Raw genomic sequence first — 16,768 nt, forward strand, 5'->3', positions numbered from 1 at the left:
ACTATTATACGATTTTTAAAAAGCCATGAAATTTCATGGCTTTTCTATTTTTGGGACAGTAGGTAAAACAAGTATATTTGTCACTTATCAAGGGACTATGAAATTTTTATATACTTTACTCTTTCTTACATTTTCAAGTTGGTTATTTGCTCAGTCTGATATAGAACGGTTTCCGGTTTTTGAAGATTGTAAAGGGAATACGAGTAAGCAATTAGAAGATTGTTTTTATAGTGCTCTTTATGCTCAGCTTAAAAATAGTTATCAGCATCCTATTAAAAATGATACGCTTGCAGATCAGTCGGTTACCATAAGATTTGAGGTGGATCGCGATGGTAAATTTGTTCTAATAAGAACAGATGCATTTAAATCTTCTTTAAAAGAAGAGATGATTAAAGCGTTTTCAAAACTACCAGTTATAGAAGCTCCTACATTTAATGGAGACGCTACGTTCATGCAATTTATACTTAATGTGCCAGTGCCTATGAAAGAGTCTGGTTCTTTTAAAGTGTATAGCAACTCTCAGTCTAAAATAGATCAACAAAATGAGGTTAAAAGGAAGGAAGATAGTCTCGCTTTCGCGAAAGCGAATGAAGAATACAACACCATAATTAGTGACCAGTATGATAACCATCAATTAAGGTCTGATGCAGTAATACCTCTTTCTTACCAAAGATATCATAGATATGAAGCAGCGATGAACCGTGTAGGGAATAATGCTCATACGGCGGTAAAACCTTATACTTTTAATTATGTGGATCAATACTTTGACCTTGAAGCAGAGCGTGAATCCTTGCTTAAGGATCGTAATACATGGTTGGGACGCAAGTGGCATAATGAACATTTCTTTGAACTTGCTGGAGAAGATTATTGGGTGGTTATAGATCCAGGTGTAGATCTTCAAGTAGGTAAAGATTCTAGAGATGATGTGACTACTTATAACAACACCAGATTAGTTAATGTGAGTGGTGGAATAGGAGATCAAATCACATTCGGTGCTAGTATACAAGAGTCTCAAGCTAGATTTCCTGGTTTTTTTGAAAGAGATGTTATTTCTAGAGCGCCAGATGGTGGTAATCCTGGTATAGTACCAGGTAGAGGTATCGCCGAAGATGGCGGCGACAGAATATTTGATTATCCAGTAGCTACAGGTTACGTTAATTATAAGCCTAGTAAATATTTTGATTTACAATTAGGGCATGGACAGCACTTTATAGGTGATGGTTACCGCTCATTAGTATTAAGTGATAACTCGCAGCCTTTTCCTTATTTTAAGCTCAATGCTAAGTTCTGGAAACTAGATTATACGGTATTGTACACATCATTGAGAGATGTACGACCTGAGGTAACCGCAGACGATTCTTTCCGTACGAAGTTCATGACGCACCATTATCTAAGTTGGAATGCAACTAAAAGATTAAATCTAGGTTTCTTTGAGAGCGTTTTATGGCAGGATGATAACCAGAGAGGTTTTGATTTTAATTATTTAAACCCTGTGATTTTTTATCAAACCGTAGAACTAGAAACAGGCTCTAGAGGTGGAAATGCTTTGTTAGGTCTAACAGCTAAATATAAAGTCAGTGATAAGGTAACTGCATATGGACAGTTAGTTCTTGATGAGTTTTCTGGAGGATCTGTTGTGAGTGGTAATGGTAGTTATCAAAATAAAAGTGCTTATCAATTAGGTGTAAAATGGCAAAATGCCTTTAAGTTACCTAATTTAATGATGCAACTAGAATATAATAGAGTAAGACCTTACACGTACTCTCATAATACAGTGGTGTTGAATTATGGTAACAGTAACCAGGCGCTCGCACATCCATGGGGTGCAAATTTTTATGAAACGGTATTAATAGGACGCTACACAAAAGACCGCTGGTATGGAATAGCTAAGGCTATTTATGGAGAGCGTGGTTATGATGTGCTTACTGATGGTGATAACGCCTTTTATGGAGGTGATATTTATGGTACAGAAGATGATCGTATTTCTGATAATGGTAATGTAACCGTTCAAGGTAATATTTCTAACTTTTTCTATGGACACTTAGAGGCTGGTTATGTCATAAATCCAGCAAGTAGGTTGAAGGTTTTTGGACAGGTAATCTACCGCAGTTCAAATCCGATAATAAATAATAGTGTTGTACGTGGAGAAAGCACGACGTGGTTAAATCTAGGTTTGCGCACCGATATTATGAACTGGTCATTTGATAGATAGATCTATAGTTTAAGGTCTAGCCTCAAACATTTTTATAAATAGTATACTAGCCATGTTTCTAGCTCGTCGCAATGCGAGGTCTGCTATATCGCCGCGGTACATTTCATTTATGGTTTCTTTCCATAGGTTTATCCATATGCCAAAATGGTTCATATCTATAGAATGATTTTCCTGTACATCTAGTTTTTTATGTGCTGTAACAGGGTTTCCTTGATAGCTTTTGGCCATTAGTAGACTGCTTTCCCAAAAATCTGTTATGTGCTCTAAATGTGTGTCCCAGTTCTCAATCGCTCTATTAAAAATAGGTCCTAGGGTTTTCTCTTCTCTTACTTTACTGTAAAAACAGGTAACAAGTTTATTGATGTCATCTCTGTTTTTTAAGTCTTCTAGTGGTGTCATCAGCGCTGTAGTTTTGGTATGGGCAAGTTAGTTTTTTCAACTCTATACTTTGTATTTCATCTATGTAATTAATAAATGAAAATTTAATTTTAAAGATGTAACTTTAAATTCTTAACTTGATTAAAATTATAAATTATGATGGGCGGCGGCTTAATGGGTTATTATATTATCGGTGGTATAGTTATGCTGGTAAGTACTTTAGTAAGTAAAAAACTAAAGTCAAAATTTGAGTACTATTCAAAATTGACTCTCAAAAACGGAATGAGTGGGGCAGAGATCGCTCAAAAAATGCTCGATGATAACGGTATTACAGATGTAAAAGTAATTTCGGTAGCTGGACAGCTTACAGATCATTATAACCCTAGCGATAGAACGGTTAATTTAAGTGAGGTGGTTTATTCACAACGCAATGCAGCTGCAGCCGCAGTCGCAGCTCATGAAGTAGGTCACGCGATACAACATGCTACGGCTTATTCATGGATAGGAATGCGTTCTAGTCTAGTTCCTATAGTGAGTATTGCATCTAAATATTCTCAATGGGTAATCATGGGTGGTGTTGCTCTCGCGGCAAGTACTTTTTTTGGTAAATGGGTACTGCTCGCAGGTATTATTATGTATGGTATGGGAACATTATTTGCTTTTGTAACTTTACCAGTAGAATATGATGCTAGTAATCGCGCACTTGCGTGGTTAGAAAATGAAAGAATGCTTACTCAAGAAGAACACGCTGGTGCAAAAGACGCTTTAAAATGGGCTGCTAGAACTTACTTAGTTGCAGCCATAGGCTCACTTGCTACCTTACTGTATTTTATTTCTATCTTTTTAAAGAGGAGATAATACTTAATACTCTATCAAAAAAAGTCACTTATTAGTTAACTAGTAAGTGACTTTTTTTATTGGCTGATTTTTGAGAATAGTTACAAGTGTAATTTATTATAACCTAGATATTCTGTCTCGCTTTCGCGAAAGCGAATGCCATATCCTTCTAATTCTTTAAGAATAGGCTTGTATACAGATTCTTTAATAGGAATTTGCACTCCAGGTTCTGTAATTTCTTTATTTAATATTTTTAAAGCAGCTATAGCTACAGGTAGTCCTACGGTCTTAGCCATAGCAGTTTGAAGTTTCCCATCGCCTAGACAGACCATGGTGCTGTCTATTTGATATTGTTCTCCATTCAATTCATAGCCGAATTTATGATACATCACAATCATATCCTTTTCTCCAGGTTGTAATGTCCATGAATCTTCTAAAATGGCTTGCAACATCTGTGCAGGTGTGGCATCTTTAAGACCTATTTTCTTTTCACTATTAAAAATATCTAACTCTTCTAGTTTTAACCACATAATGTCGTCTTGATCTATTTTAAGTTCATGACGCATTTTTAGTTCCACACTATCTGTAGGAGAATAAGGTAAAAAGCTATTGACAAAATCACGATAGGTCATGTCCTCAGAATCTTCTATAGTATAGGTGTCGTCTGTCATGCCTAGTTGTACAAACATGTTCCATGCTTTACTGAAACCTACACGTCTCATGGTGCCTCTATATAAGGTTAAGACATCTTGTAGGCCATAAACTTCTCTATATTTGAGACTATTTCTATTTGCTAAAGCTTCAAAACGTCCATAATCATCTACATCTAGAAACTCTGTTCTTCTAAAAAGGCGATGGTACGGTATGTATTTGTATTTGCCTTCTTGAATAAACTTTGCAGCGCCACCTTGTCCTGCCGTAACTACATTACGTGGGTTCCATGTAAATTTATAATTCCATAGATTATTATCGTCTTCTGGAGCAACAAGGCCACCAGTAAAGGATTCAAATAATAAAAGTTTACCACCTTTGTTTCTAATGCTATCTATTACTTGCATAGCACTCATGTGGTCTACTCCAGGATCTACGCCTATCTCGTTCATAAAAACGAGGCCTTTTTCTTTAACTTCTTTATCCAGCGATTCCATTTCTGGGCTTACATAACTAGCAGTCACCATGTTTTTGTTATAAGTTACACAGTCTTGGGTAACTTCTATATGGAATCTAGCAGGTAGCATGGATATAACGATATCTGCTTTTTGAATGTGTTTTTTACGCTCTTCTGGATTAAAAATATCTAGTTCTATGGCGGTTGCATTTTCATGATTCTGACTTAACGATTGAGCACTCTCAACGTTTTTATCAGCGATGATTAGATGTAGGTTATGTTCGTTAGATTTATTAAGAAGATAATCTACTAATACTCCTGTAGATTTTCCTGCTCCTATAATTAAGATGTGACGCATGGCTGTTGTAATTTAGTGCCAAGTTAAGTGACTTAATTAAAATTTAGGAAATAATGGAAAGAAAGTTATTAATCGTCGGCTGTAGTTTTGCGGTTATCGCGGTAATTTTAGGAGCCTTAGGTGCTCATGCTCTAGAGAAAGTGTTAGAGCCACAACAGTTAAAAAGTTTTGAAACAGGTGTGCGTTATCAATTATTTCATGCCATTGCATTGATTGCTTTTTCTCAAGTAAATATTTTAACAGATTCTTCAAAAGGTGTTTTGTTGTATTTGTTTGCTATCGGAATTGTGTTGTTTTCATTTAGTATTTATGGACTTTCAGTATCAAAATGGCTTAAAATAAGCTTGAAATTTCTTGGTCCGATAACTCCTTTAGGCGGCCTAAGCCTGATATCAGGGTGGTTCTTTGCCTTATGGAAAATCATTTCACATAATTCTATTAATAATTAGTGAGAGCCATTTGAGAGTTATATTTTTGCAGAAATCTTAATTAAAGGATTATCATGAATTCAAACACCTCTATTACGCAATCGATTGCGTTAACCGAATGGGGAATCAAAAATTCCAAAATCAATTACCAACTCGCGCCTGAAATTTTACAAGAGAAATCTGTAGAGGACTATGGCGGTAAAGAAACTGATAATGGCACGCTCGCGGTTCATACAGGTGAATTTACCGGTCGCTCTCCTATGGACAGATTCATTGTGAAAGATGAAGTTACTGAAAAACTAGTCTGGTGGGGAAACATTAACCTTCCTTTTGAGTCAGATAAATTTGACGCATTACTGGATAAGGTAACATCTTATCTAGATGGTAAAGAGCTTTTTGTGAGAGATGCATATGCATGTGCTCATAAAGACTACCGTCTCAAATTAAGAGTGATCAATGAGTATCCATGGTCTAATATGTTTGCTTATAACATGTTTATCAGACCTGAAGAAGAAGAGCTTAATGGCTTTGATCCAGAGTGGACAGTGATCAATGCACCAGGATTTATGGCGGTTCCAGATCAAGATGGGACAAGACAGCACAATTTTGCTATTTTAAATTTCTCAAGAAAAATCGCTTTAATAGGTGGTACTGGTTACACAGGAGAGATTAAAAAAGGAATTTTTAGTGCTCTTAACTTTATCTTACCTGTTTACAAAAACACGTTACCTATGCACTGTAGTGCAAACGTAGGGAAAGATGGTAGCACAGCTATATTCTTTGGCCTTAGTGGTACTGGTAAAACGACTCTCTCTACAGATCCTAATCGTGCTTTGATAGGCGATGATGAGCATGGATGGACTGAGGATAATGAAGTCTTCAACTTTGAAGGTGGTTGTTATGCAAAGGTTATCAATCTGGATCCAGAAGGAGAACCAGAAATTTTTAATGCTATACGATCTGGGGCAATTCTAGAAAATGTTATTTTTAAAGAAGATAATACTGTAGATTTTGCTGATACTTCTATAACACAAAATACAAGAGTAAGTTACCCTATTTATCATATCGATAATATAAAAGTACCGTCTCAAGGAAAAAATCCTAAGAATATATTCTTCCTTACTGCAGATGCTTTTGGTGTACTGCCTCCTATTTCAAAATTAACACCTGGTCAGGCTGCATACCACTTTATAAGCGGTTATACAGCAAAGGTAGCAGGAACTGAAGCTGGTGTTACAGAGCCGGTGCCTAGTTTTTCTTCATGTTTTGGAGCGCCATTCATGCCGCTACATCCTACTGTGTATGCAGAGATGTTGAGCAAGAAAATGAAAGAAGCTGGTGTGAACGTGTGGTTAGTAAACACAGGATGGACTGGTGGTCCTTATGGTGTAGGTTCTCGTATGAAATTAAAATATACTAGAGCTATGATTACCGCAGCGCTAGATGGTTCATTAGAAGAAGCTAATAAAGGAAATTACCACGTGCACTCTATGTTTGGACTTGCGCAACCTAGAACATGTCCTAATGTACCGACAGAAGTCTTGAGCCCTCGTAAATCATGGAATAATGATAAAGGTTATTATGAAACTGCCGAAAAATTAAGACAGTTCTTTATTGATAACTTTAAACAATTTGAAAGTGAAGCATCAGAAGAAATTCTAGCTGGTGGTCCACCTAGAAAATTATAAATTTAACCTCTAAAATGGTTGCATAAAAAAAGTCCTGAATAAATTATTCAGGACTTTTTTGTTTGTTGTAATTCCGCTTTCGCGAAAGCGGAAAAATTATCTTATGCTTTATCTTTAATATAATTCTCGATAGCCATAGTCATTGATGGAGACTCTGGTGTAGGTGCTTGAATATCTATTCTTAGACCTTTATCTTCGGCAGCCTTCATGGTAGTGTTTCCAAAAACTGCAATTCTAGTCTTCTCTTGAGTGAATTCAGGAAAGTTTTTAAATAAAGATTCTATCCCACTAGGGCTGAAGAATACTAATACGTCATACTTTACATCAGCAAGATCAGAAAGGTCACTAATTACCGTACGGAAAAAAGTACCACTAGTCCATTTAACACCTAGTTTATCTAATTCTGCAGGAGTAGAGTTTCCTAGTTTATCAGAACTAGGTACTAAGAACGTTTCGTTTTTATGTTTTTTAATAAGCGGAGAAAGTTCTGGAAAAGTTCTTTTACCTACATAAATCTTACGTTTACGGTATACTACATATTTTTGTAAATAATAAGCAACAGCTTCACTCTGACAGAAGTATTTTAAAGAATCAGGTATCTTATATCTCATTTCTTCAGCGACTCTAAAGAAGTGATCTACAGCGTTACGGCTGGTTAAAATAATAGCTGTGAACTGAGATAAATCAATCTTTTGTTCTCGTACTTCTTTGGCTGCAGCTCCTTCAACATGAATAAAGGAACGGAAGTCTATTTTCACCTTTGTTCTATCGACCAAATTCTGATATGGTGAATTTTCCATTTTAGGTTCAGGTTGGGAAACCAAAATTGTTTTCACTTTCATAAACTCATTTTTCTATTAAATACAAGTCCTCACAGCATAATATACTTATATAAAAGTAGATAGGGCGCGATTTCAAGCGCGCAAAGGTACAAAATAAAATAGAAAGGAGCTGAAATTAATAGGGCTCGATACGTATAAATCAAAATTATGTTATAAGTAAACAAGAATAATGCTACAATTATAAAGGCTATTAGGAATGGAATTTGCTCCATATGAAAGGCATAGATGACTATACAATTGATTAAAAGTAGCCCAAAAGAGAATATAGATCTGTTAATATTTCTGTGATGATCGATCACTTCAACGATCTCTTCAAAATGGCACAGGTTTGCAATCAATTTTCCTAGATAGTGTTTGCCTAATAAAAAGGTGACTATAAAAGTTAAGGCTAGAATAAAATTGATAAACTGTGGAGGACTTGCTATTCTCGATTGATAGAATAAGTAAACAAATAGAGAAAGACTTATTCCATAAACTACCTGACTAGAAATAAGGAGTAATGAAGTGCTCTCACCATTTGATTTTGAAATTTTTATAAATCTATCTTTAAAGTAAGAACTGAGTAAATCACCTAACGGTATAGAAGAAAACCATTTTGCTATAGCTAGAATTACTATACATATTAATAATGTAATGGTGATCCAGTCGTTGGGAGATATGTGACGTAATTCAAAGTTCATATGAATCAGCAAAAATAATATGATTTATCAAACGTTTAGTATGCTGCTAGATTAATTGTCTATTTTTGCCGCTTGTTATGAAAAACACAGTAATTATTATTCCTACTTATAATGAAATCGATAACATACAGTTAATGATCGATGCCGTTTTAAGTCAAAGTGATGATTTGCACTTGCTTATTGTAGATGATAATTCTCCAGATGGTACTGGTCAGGTTGTTAAAAACAACCTTGCTAATTATTCCGGTAGATTATTTCTAGAAGAGCGCGAGGGTAAACAAGGCTTGGGTACTGCGTATATTCATGGATTTAAATGGGCGCTTTATAGAGATTATGAATTCATTTTTGAAATGGATGCAGACTTCTCTCATAATCCTAATGATATACCTGTATTGTACAAGGCTTGTAAAAATGAAGGAGCAGACCTTGCCATAGGCAGTAGATATGTGCGTGGTGTAAATGTTGTTAACTGGCCCATGTCTAGAGTTTTGCTTTCCTATTTTGCCTCAAAATATGTAAGATTCATAACTAGAATGTCGATACACGACACGACTGCAGGTTTTAAATGCTATAAAGCATCACTTTTAAGTAAAATCAACTTAGATAAGATTAAATTTGTAGGATATGCATTTCAAATAGAAATGAAGTTCAAAGCTTTTTTATTAAAAGCTAATATTATGGAAGTTCCAGTAATCTTTACAGATCGTTCTAGAGGACAGTCTAAGATGAGCGGTGGTATTATACATGAAGCGGTTACCGGAGTATTTATTATGAAAATTAAAAGTTTGATAGGGAAGCTTGAATTATGAAGAAGACATTAATTAAAAACGCAAAGATTGTTACTGACGGTGTCACTAGAGAAGGTGATGTTTATATAGAAGGAGATACAATCAAAGAAATAGCAGAAAGTATAAGCGCAAAAAATGCAGATACTATTGTTATTGATATAGAGGGTAAATACTTATTACCAGGAGCAATTGATGATCAGGTTCATTTTAGAGAGCCAGGTCTTACACATAAAGCAACTATAGCCACAGAAAGTGCTGCTGCTGTTGCAGGTGGGATTACCACATTTATGGAAATGCCTAATACAAATCCACAGACTACTACCATTAAAGAATGGGAGAAAAAGATGGAAACGGCTGCAAATGATAGTCATGCAAACTATGCTTTCATGTTCGGTGGGACTAATGATAACCTAGAAGAAATCCTAAAAGTAGATACGTCTAGAGTACCTGCTTTAAAATTATTCTTAGGATCTTCTACAGGTAATATGCTTGTAGATGATAAAGAAGTATTGCGTGAAATATTTTCTAAAGTAAAATTGCGCATCGCTTTACATTGTGAAGATGAGGCTACAATTAAAGCAAATTTTAAAGAAGCTTTTGATACCTATGGAGATGATATTCCTATGGATCAACATCCTAAAATAAGAAGTGAAGATGCTTGTTATATAAGTAGTAGTGGTGCGGTAGAACTAGCTAAGGAAACTGGTGCTAGAATACATGTGTTCCATTTGTCTACAGGGAAGGAGACCTCACTGTTTTCTAATAAAGAGGCAATTAAAGATAAGAAAATCACTGCAGAGGTATGTATACACCACCTATGGTTTAGTGATGAAGACTATGCTACAAAAGGTAAGTTTATAAAGTGGAATCCAGCAGTAAAAACAGCTACTGATAGAGAAGAGTTGTGGCAAGCGCTATTAGATGACCGTATAGATGTGATCGCAACAGACCATGCGCCACACACACTAGAAGAAAAATCAAATCCATACACTAGTTGTCCTAGTGGAGGTCCATTAGTGCAACATGCATTACCTGCAATGTTGCAATTTGTTCACGACGAAAAGATCTCAATAGAAAAGGTAGTAGAGAAAATGTGTCATAATCCGGCATTACTATTTGATATAGAAAACCGTGGTTTCATAAGAGAAGGTTATAAGGCAGACCTTGTTGTGGTAGATACTAACAATCCATGGACTGTGACTAAGGAGAACGTGCTTGCAAAATGTGGGTGGTCACCATTTGAAGGTGTTACATTTAAAAGCCGCATTATGCAAACCTTTGTTAATGGAGAGCTAGCATATAAAAACTTTAAAGTAAGCGATCATAAAAGTGCTCAAGAACTTTCTTTTAAACGATGAAAAAAATAACCGCCATAATCTTAATCCTTTTTACACTTTCATGTTCTAATGTAGAGACATCTGCAAAACCAGATAATCTGTTTGATCAGGATAAAATGGCAGCTATCATCACTGATCTATATATAGTAGAAGGTGCGATATCTTCTAATAGAACAGCTTATATTGAAAAAGGTGTACAGCCTAGTTCTTACCTTTTTGAAAAGTATACTATGGACAGTATAAGTTTTCAAGAGAATTTAAATTATTATACAGATAGGGTAGAAGATTACGTTCTGATAATGCAAAAAGTACAAGATAATTTAAAGGTTCTTCAAGACTCTGTAAGTTCTAGGCAAGAAAGGTTTAATAAAGAACAAGAGAATCTAGTCCCTAAAAGCACTGTTGAAAAAGCTAAGAAAAAGGAGAAAGTAAAAAATATTGAAGAAGAACTTTAGTGTTTTCTTTCATTATAAAATTTACAAACTCTTTCTATACTTTCAGCTACAGAGATGAAATCAAAGCTTAAAACAGTTTTTGCATTTTCATTAGAATACTTAGTACTTGAGCTTAGTGAATTAACAGTTGCTGTGCTAAGTTTTCTTTTTAACCCTAATAGATTGGGTATTTTTAATAAGTAAGAAACAGCTGTCAGTAAACTTTTAGATAGTTTTATGCTAGGCTTCTTTTTGTTTAGAGAGATCGCTATATAGTCTAATACATCTTTGTAAGATTTATTTTCAGATACTAATATGACACGCTCGTTAGTATAATCACTCTCGGTAAGTTCTTGCATGGCCTTTGCTACATCTCTTACATCTACAAAACCACTGCTGCCACCTGTGTAGAAACTATTACCGCTAGCCGTTTTACTAAATAATTGACCAGAGCCACTGTTCCAGTTGCCTTCTCCTAGAATTACACCAGGATTAACAATAACTACTTCTAGGTTTTCTTGTGTTGCTCGCCATGCCTCCATTTCTGCGCCAAATTTTGTGATCGCATAGTCTGTGTTGAGTCCGTCTAGATTAAAATAGTCATCCTCATTTACAGCCCTGCCGCCTACAGATTCTCCTAGAGCAGCAATGCTACTTACGTGGCACAATTTACTCACGCCACTCGCTATGGCTACATTAATCACATTCTCTGTGCCGCGCATGTTTATGCTTTTAAGATGTTCAAAATCTAGACCATCAATTGCGGCAGCACAATGATAAACGGTAGTGATATTTTCCATTGCTTTTTCAAGACTTGGAATCTCAAGAATTTCGGCTTGTAGCCACTGAAAATTATCGACTTGTACACTTGCACCTTTTTCATAAGACTCAAAAATCTCACGTGTATTATCAAGAGTTTTTAAATCTCGATAAAGAGCAATGATGTTGTTTCCGCTTTCGCGAAAGCGGTATAACAAATGTCCACCTACTAATCCTGTTGCACCTGTGATTAAAATCATGCAGTAAAAGTACACAATACAAGGCTTAAAAAACCTTTAAAAAAAGCCAAACACATATATTTGCAATTGTAAAAATGGAATTATGGCTTACAACTTTGTAGAAGAGTTAAAATGGCGCGGTATGATACACGATATCATGCCCGATACAGAAGAAATGTTACAAAATGAAGTGGTGTCTGGTTATATAGGTTTTGACCCTACTGCAGACTCTCTTCATATAGGTAGTATGGTGCAAATCATTCTTTTAATGCATTTACAACGTTCTGGTCATAGACCTATAGCGCTAGTAGGTGGTGCAACAGGTATGATAGGTGATCCTAGTGGTAAAAGTGCAGAGCGTAATTTACTAACACAAGATATCCTAGATAAAAATATCGCTGGTGTTAAAAGCGTTATTTCTAGATTTATTGATTTTGAAGGTGGTGAAGAAGAAACGAGAGCTAAATTGGTGAATAATTACGACTGGATGAAAGACTTTAGTCTTATAGATTTTGCTCGTGATATCGGTAAGCACATTACGGTTAATTACATGATGGCAAAAGAGTCTGTAAAGAAACGTGTGTCTGGAGAAGGTGATGGAATGAGTTTTACTGAGTTTACTTATCAATTATTTCAAGGGTATGATTACTTACACTTGTATCAAAATGAAGGTGTAAAATTACAAATAGGTGGTTCTGATCAATGGGGAAATATTACTACTGGAACAGAGTTAGTACGTCGCGTGGCTAGAGGTAAAGCATACGCTTTAACAACACCTCTTGTTACTAAGACGGATGGAACTAAATTCGGTAAAACAGAAGGTGGTAATATCTGGCTAGATGCAGATAAAACAAGTGTTTATAAATTTTATCAATTCTGGATTACAGCAACTGATGATGATGCGGTGAACTGGATTAAGATTTTTACTTTCTTAGATAAGGAAACTTGTGAGGCTTTAATTGAAGAGCATCAAAAAGATCCTAGTTACCGTGTGTTACAAAAACGTCTTGCAGAGGAGATAACTACTTTAGTTCATGGTAAAGAAGCTTTTGAGACAGCGGTTGAGGCATCTGGAATATTGTTTTCTAAAAAAGTAACTCCAGAGCAATGGGGTAAAATGGATCAGGCAACATTGTTAGAGATTTTTGATGGTGTGCCACAGGTAGAAATAGAAAGAGACGCAATAGCAAATGGAGTGGATGTGGTTACTTTTATGAATGAAACTACTGGTTTCCTTAGTTCTAACGGTGAGGTGCGTAGAGCACTTAAAGAAAATAGCCTAAGCGTTAATAAAAATAAAATTACTGAAGATAAGGTGATTACCGAAGAAGACGTGATTGCTGGAAACATGATCTTATTACAACGTGGAAAGAAGAATTACTTTTTAGTAGTTTTAAAATAATTTTACTTCACACCATATAATATAAAAGACAACTTGGAAACAAGTTGTCTTTTTCTTTTCTTAAGATATGGATTTATTAATTAACTGCCATTAAGTTACAACCCCTAATGTCAGAGTGATCAAACCTTCCCAAAACTTGAAAGCTTCCATCCTTAAAGCTTTTACCTAAGTCTTGTGTTGCGATAAAAGAACAGGAATTATAATTGGCTAGATCAATAATATTTAAACCTCCAGTTTTACCATTATCTATAAGCGATAAAGGATCATTTGTGTCTCTAGTAATTACCTTCATCCATTGCGGTGTGGTAAAATTGATGCCGTCACTCGCATAGGCTTGTGATAAAAGTTCGGTCATTCCATATTCACTTTGAATACTTGCTTGCGGGAAAGCTGTTTTGAGAATCTGGTGTAGTTCTGGTTTTACGATCTCTTTGCGCATACCTTTCATACCGCCAGTTTCTATAATAATGACATTATCGAGTGGCATAGCATATTGTTCTGCTAGTTGTAGTAGAGCAAATGTAACACCGATAAGAATTACTTTTTGATTGGTTTTTTGAAGGTTTTTAAGTATGCCAGCTAGTTCTTCTAAATTGTTGAGGTAAAAACCGCTTTCTGTGCGTCCAGACTTATTAATCCAGCGTTGTGCCATGTAGACTAATGAAGAGCCTGTGCGGTCTAAATAATGCGGTAGTAAAGCTAGAACCACATAATCTTCAATAGCTCCATAAGTAGCTTTAAAACTGTCGTCTAGGCTGTGGTCATATACCTTTAAATCTGTTACAAGATGTTTTGAGACTGTGCTACCTGTTGTGCCACTGCTGGTAAATGTTATTTGGGTAGGGTCAGTGTTGCTTATTACTTGATGGGATTTAAAAAATTGTATAGGTAAAAAAGGGATTTTTTCTAAGGAGTCCACTTCTTTTACGTTTAACAAATCGCAATACTGTTTATAAACTGGATTGTACTGCCTTTGATAAGCATAAATTTTTAAAGCCATTTGTTCAAAAGCTTTATTAGAATCAATATCAAAAACAGGAAATATCACATCAAGAATTTGAAACAAAAGTAAATAAAAAAGCGCCGCAGTAAAACTGCAGCGCTTAGTAAATTATAAAGGTTAGTTATCGATTACTTGATAACTAGTTTGCGTGTTTGAGTTGCGTTTCCTTGAGAAATCTTAACGATATACATTCCAGAATCAAGGTTGCTTACATTTAATTCATTTGTAAGACCAGCTGCAGTTAATACTCTCTGACCTAAAGTAGAATAGATTATTACATCCACGGCTTCTCCATTTGTAGAAACTATGTTTACTGTAGAACCATTTACTGGATTAGGATAGATTTTGAAAGTATTTGCGTCAAAAGTATCGTTAGATAATGTAAAGTCATTTACTGCTCCAGGAGTACCTAAATCACCATCACCATAAGCAGTTACGGCAAGACCCCAGTTTGTACCTAAGTCATTATCTGTAGAGTTATAGCTGCTTAAAGATAATTCCATGCTCACACCAGTTCCATCAGGGAAAGTTGCACCGTTATCCCAAGAAACTTCGTCGATAACAGTTCCTCCACATTGGATAGATAATTCATCAGATCCATTTCCTAAAAATGTAGAAGTACCATCATAAACATAGTCAGGAGTGATTCCACCGTTTGCAAGAGGATCTGCATTTGCAACAAATACAGCATATCCATTTGCAGGAACAATTACAGAAAGGATTACAGTAAAGTTTTCGTTTGCATTTGTTAAATCTACAATCTCATAACCTAACATGTCTATCGCAGCTCCTGTTGTGTTGTATACTTCAAAGTATTCACCAACGTTATCACCTACCGCAGCAGGGTTTTGCATAATTTCTGTTATTATTAAATCTCCAGGGTTTGCACAAGTTACATTACCTAGACACGCAGGGCTTGAGATGTTGCGAGTTAGAGTACATGAGCTATTTGCTGCATCACCAGTAACTGTAACTGTAAAGTCTACACCTTCAGTAACACCTGTAATTGTAATCTGTCCAGCTGCAACAGTAGAAGGATCATCTCCAGCTACAGTTCCATTACCAGCAGTGTCAATAACATAAGTAGAAGTACTACCACCTGTAAAATCTATAGTTACATCATATAAATCTACACCAGATGTAGAAGTCTGACACGTTTCAGTGATTGTACCTAATTGTAGGTCACATGGGAATGCAACGTCAAAACTAGTTGAGTCAGTAGTGACTAACATAGTACCGTTTACCATTGAGACAGTTACATTATAAGTAACACCATCCATTACAGTTATAGAATAAGGAGAAGTAACATCTAAGTTATCAGTACCGTTTACTGATACATTAAATGTTGCTCCAGCAGGAAGGTTCATAGAATTCCATATGATATCAGTTGTAGTTGTACCACCAGCAAGTGTAGATCCATCAGAAGGAGCAGTAATAGTAACAGCAGGAACTGTAGACATAACAGTTGTGTATGTTCCTATTCCACCTATTAAAGTTTCAAAAGTATCAGTACCACCTTGACAAACTCCAAGGTTGTTTAAAGAACCTGCACCGCCAAATACCCAGTTAGCTTCTACAAAACCATTATCTGGTCCAGTACCGTTAATTCTTTTTGCAGAAGAATCTGCATATTCCCATGTCTGACCAGATCCGTCCACACCGCTTACTCCATATTGATCAATTACAGTACTAGTTGCTGTTTCAATAATTCTAATACGGTCATCACCATTTAGGTTAATTACATTATCAGTAAGTACAGTTGCACTTGCTAGACCAGGAAATTCAGTAGCTAATGCTCCTGCACTACCTGTAGTCGTTACATAAATAAAACCATCTGTAACAGTACCGAATCCAGAAAGATCAAATGCACTACCCCAAGTTGTGTTTCCGTTAGTTTGATTTTCTAATGAGAATAAAGTAAAGTCAACTGTACCGCTAGCATAAATCTCTAGTAATTTAGGGTTTCCACCAGAACAATCACCGTCTACAATAGAGGTAATTATAGGTTGTTGAGCAAAAGAAGTAGCCGCAATAAAGAACATTACGACACTAAAGTAAATTTGTTTCATCTTGTTGTAGTTTTTTGCGAATATACAATTTCTATAATGGTGTAAGTTTTGGCAGTCAGTTATTTAACGTTAAAGTAACATGCCTTCTAGTGCTAGTGATAGCTAACTAATTGTACTAGTATTGATAAGTTTATGAATTCCGCTTTCGCGAAAGCGAGATCATCACAAATTATTTTCATAACTTTATTTTTTTAATACACTGAGTT

General features: G+C 35.6%; 15 protein-coding genes. 8 read left to right on the plus strand and 7 right to left on the minus strand.

Annotation, left to right across the window (positions count from 1 at the left end; translation table 11 throughout):
* The first annotated feature begins 25 nt into the window (after positions 1-25).
* On the plus strand, positions 26-2,212 hold the full coding sequence (locus ACJJVN_RS14150; protein ID WP_405378904.1) for a gliding motility protein RemB: 2,187 nt from the start codon (positions 26-28) through the stop codon (positions 2,210-2,212).
* Between the two features lie 9 nt (positions 2,213-2,221).
* Here the strand turns inward: ACJJVN_RS14150 and ACJJVN_RS14155 are convergent, their stop codons facing one another.
* Entirely contained in the window at positions 2,222-2,611 is a 390-nt protein-coding gene (locus ACJJVN_RS14155; protein WP_405378907.1) for a group III truncated hemoglobin, read from the minus strand.
* A gap of 135 nt (positions 2,612-2,746) precedes the next feature.
* On the opposite strand from ACJJVN_RS14155, the gene ACJJVN_RS14160 reads away from it, so the two are divergent.
* On the plus strand, positions 2,747-3,448 hold the full coding sequence (locus tag ACJJVN_RS14160) for a zinc metallopeptidase (RefSeq protein ID WP_405378910.1): 702 nt from the start codon (positions 2,747-2,749) through the stop codon (positions 3,446-3,448).
* A gap of 80 nt (positions 3,449-3,528) precedes the next feature.
* Here the strand turns inward: ACJJVN_RS14160 and ACJJVN_RS14165 are convergent, their stop codons facing one another.
* Complete coding sequence (locus ACJJVN_RS14165) at positions 3,529-4,893, minus strand: saccharopine dehydrogenase family protein (protein ID WP_405378913.1); 1,365 nt, start codon at positions 4,891-4,893, stop codon at positions 3,529-3,531.
* Positions 4,894-4,946: 53 nt separating this feature from the next.
* On the opposite strand from ACJJVN_RS14165, the gene ACJJVN_RS14170 reads away from it, so the two are divergent.
* Positions 4,947-5,342, plus strand: a complete 396-nt coding sequence (locus tag ACJJVN_RS14170; RefSeq protein ID WP_104514497.1) for a DUF423 domain-containing protein — start codon at positions 4,947-4,949, stop codon at positions 5,340-5,342.
* Between the two features lie 53 nt (positions 5,343-5,395).
* Positions 5,396-7,009, plus strand: a complete 1,614-nt coding sequence (pckA, locus tag ACJJVN_RS14175) for a phosphoenolpyruvate carboxykinase (ATP) (protein WP_405378916.1) — start codon at positions 5,396-5,398, stop codon at positions 7,007-7,009.
* 101 nt (positions 7,010-7,110) lie between these two features.
* On the opposite strand, the gene ACJJVN_RS14180 is transcribed toward pckA, so the two are convergent.
* Together ACJJVN_RS14180 and ACJJVN_RS14185 are read right to left on the minus strand one after the other, a co-directional pair.
* Positions 7,111-7,851 carry a uroporphyrinogen-III synthase gene (locus ACJJVN_RS14180; protein ID WP_104514499.1) on the minus strand — a complete coding sequence of 247 codons (741 nt, stop codon included), beginning with the start codon at positions 7,849-7,851 and terminating at the stop codon, positions 7,111-7,113.
* Between the two features lie 29 nt (positions 7,852-7,880).
* The gene (locus ACJJVN_RS14185) at positions 7,881-8,531 is read right to left on the minus strand and encodes a DUF4271 domain-containing protein (protein WP_405378919.1); all 651 of its coding nucleotides are present in this window, start codon (positions 8,529-8,531) and stop codon (positions 7,881-7,883) included.
* 77 nt (positions 8,532-8,608) lie between these two features.
* On the opposite strand from ACJJVN_RS14185, the gene ACJJVN_RS14190 reads away from it, so the two are divergent.
* The 3 genes from ACJJVN_RS14190 to ACJJVN_RS14200 are packed head-to-tail and all read left to right on the plus strand — an operon-like array spanning position 8,609 to position 11,111.
* Positions 8,609-9,340, plus strand: coding sequence for a polyprenol monophosphomannose synthase (locus ACJJVN_RS14190; protein ID WP_104514501.1), 732 nt, complete (start codon positions 8,609-8,611; stop codon positions 9,338-9,340).
* Complete coding sequence (locus ACJJVN_RS14195; protein WP_104514502.1) at positions 9,337-10,677, plus strand: dihydroorotase; 1,341 nt, start codon at positions 9,337-9,339, stop codon at positions 10,675-10,677. The genes ACJJVN_RS14190 and ACJJVN_RS14195 overlap by 4 nt, the downstream gene beginning before the upstream one ends.
* The gene (locus ACJJVN_RS14200; protein ID WP_405378922.1) at positions 10,674-11,111 is read left to right on the plus strand and encodes a DUF4296 domain-containing protein; all 438 of its coding nucleotides are present in this window, start codon (positions 10,674-10,676) and stop codon (positions 11,109-11,111) included. The genes ACJJVN_RS14195 and ACJJVN_RS14200 overlap by 4 nt, the downstream gene beginning before the upstream one ends.
* Here ACJJVN_RS14200 and ACJJVN_RS14205 read toward each other — a convergent pair.
* Positions 11,108-12,109, minus strand: coding sequence for an NAD-dependent epimerase/dehydratase family protein (locus tag ACJJVN_RS14205; RefSeq protein WP_405378925.1), 1,002 nt, complete (start codon positions 12,107-12,109; stop codon positions 11,108-11,110). The two genes, ACJJVN_RS14200 and ACJJVN_RS14205, sit on opposite strands and share 4 nt — an antisense overlap.
* An 82-nt stretch (positions 12,110-12,191) precedes the next feature.
* Between ACJJVN_RS14205 and tyrS the strand changes: the two genes are divergently transcribed.
* Complete coding sequence (gene tyrS / locus ACJJVN_RS14210) at positions 12,192-13,490, plus strand: tyrosine--tRNA ligase (protein ID WP_405378928.1); 1,299 nt, start codon at positions 12,192-12,194, stop codon at positions 13,488-13,490.
* Between the two features lie 76 nt (positions 13,491-13,566).
* Here the strand turns inward: tyrS and ACJJVN_RS14215 are convergent, their stop codons facing one another.
* Together ACJJVN_RS14215 and ACJJVN_RS14220 are read right to left on the minus strand one after the other, a co-directional pair.
* Positions 13,567-14,490, minus strand: coding sequence for an acyl transferase (locus tag ACJJVN_RS14215; protein WP_405379260.1), 924 nt, complete (start codon positions 14,488-14,490; stop codon positions 13,567-13,569).
* Between the two features lie 131 nt (positions 14,491-14,621).
* Positions 14,622-16,562: a T9SS type A sorting domain-containing protein gene (locus ACJJVN_RS14220; protein ID WP_405378930.1), complete on the minus strand. Its 1,941-nt coding sequence runs from the start codon at positions 16,560-16,562 to the stop codon at positions 14,622-14,624.
* Positions 16,563-16,768 lie beyond the last annotated feature (206 nt).

This window comes from Nonlabens sp. Asnod3-A02 (genome assembly GCF_045063755.1).
Taxonomy (GTDB): Bacteria; Bacteroidota; Bacteroidia; order Flavobacteriales; family Flavobacteriaceae; genus Nonlabens; species Nonlabens xylanidelens.

Excerpts from the sequence above, each read along its gene's own strand:
- ACJJVN_RS14200 (WP_405378922.1), top strand. The coding sequence starts at position 10,674 with ATGAAAAAAATAACCGCCATAATCTTAATCCTTTTTACACTTTCATGT.
- ACJJVN_RS14155 (WP_405378907.1), bottom strand. The coding sequence starts at position 2,611 with ATGACACCACTAGAAGACTTAAAAAACAGAGATGACATCAATAAACTT.
- ACJJVN_RS14165 (WP_405378913.1), bottom strand. The coding sequence starts at position 4,893 with ATGCGTCACATCTTAATTATAGGAGCAGGAAAATCTACAGGAGTATTA.
- pckA (WP_405378916.1), top strand. The coding sequence starts at position 5,396 with ATGAATTCAAACACCTCTATTACGCAATCGATTGCGTTAACCGAATGG.
- ACJJVN_RS14180 (WP_104514499.1), bottom strand. The coding sequence starts at position 7,851 with ATGAAAGTGAAAACAATTTTGGTTTCCCAACCTGAACCTAAAATGGAA.
- ACJJVN_RS14160 (WP_405378910.1), top strand. The coding sequence starts at position 2,747 with ATGATGGGCGGCGGCTTAATGGGTTATTATATTATCGGTGGTATAGTT.
- tyrS (WP_405378928.1), top strand. The coding sequence starts at position 12,192 with ATGGCTTACAACTTTGTAGAAGAGTTAAAATGGCGCGGTATGATACAC.
- ACJJVN_RS14205 (WP_405378925.1), bottom strand. The coding sequence starts at position 12,109 with ATGATTTTAATCACAGGTGCAACAGGATTAGTAGGTGGACATTTGTTA.
- ACJJVN_RS14185 (WP_405378919.1), bottom strand. The coding sequence starts at position 8,531 with ATGAACTTTGAATTACGTCACATATCTCCCAACGACTGGATCACCATT.
- ACJJVN_RS14195 (WP_104514502.1), top strand. The coding sequence starts at position 9,337 with ATGAAGAAGACATTAATTAAAAACGCAAAGATTGTTACTGACGGTGTC.
- ACJJVN_RS14170 (WP_104514497.1), top strand. The coding sequence starts at position 4,947 with ATGGAAAGAAAGTTATTAATCGTCGGCTGTAGTTTTGCGGTTATCGCG.
- ACJJVN_RS14190 (WP_104514501.1), top strand. The coding sequence starts at position 8,609 with ATGAAAAACACAGTAATTATTATTCCTACTTATAATGAAATCGATAAC.
- ACJJVN_RS14150 (WP_405378904.1), top strand. The coding sequence starts at position 26 with ATGAAATTTCATGGCTTTTCTATTTTTGGGACAGTAGGTAAAACAAGT.
- ACJJVN_RS14220 (WP_405378930.1), bottom strand. The coding sequence starts at position 16,562 with ATGAAACAAATTTACTTTAGTGTCGTAATGTTCTTTATTGCGGCTACT.
- ACJJVN_RS14215 (WP_405379260.1), bottom strand. The coding sequence starts at position 14,490 with ATGGCTTTAAAAATTTATGCTTATCAAAGGCAGTACAATCCAGTTTAT.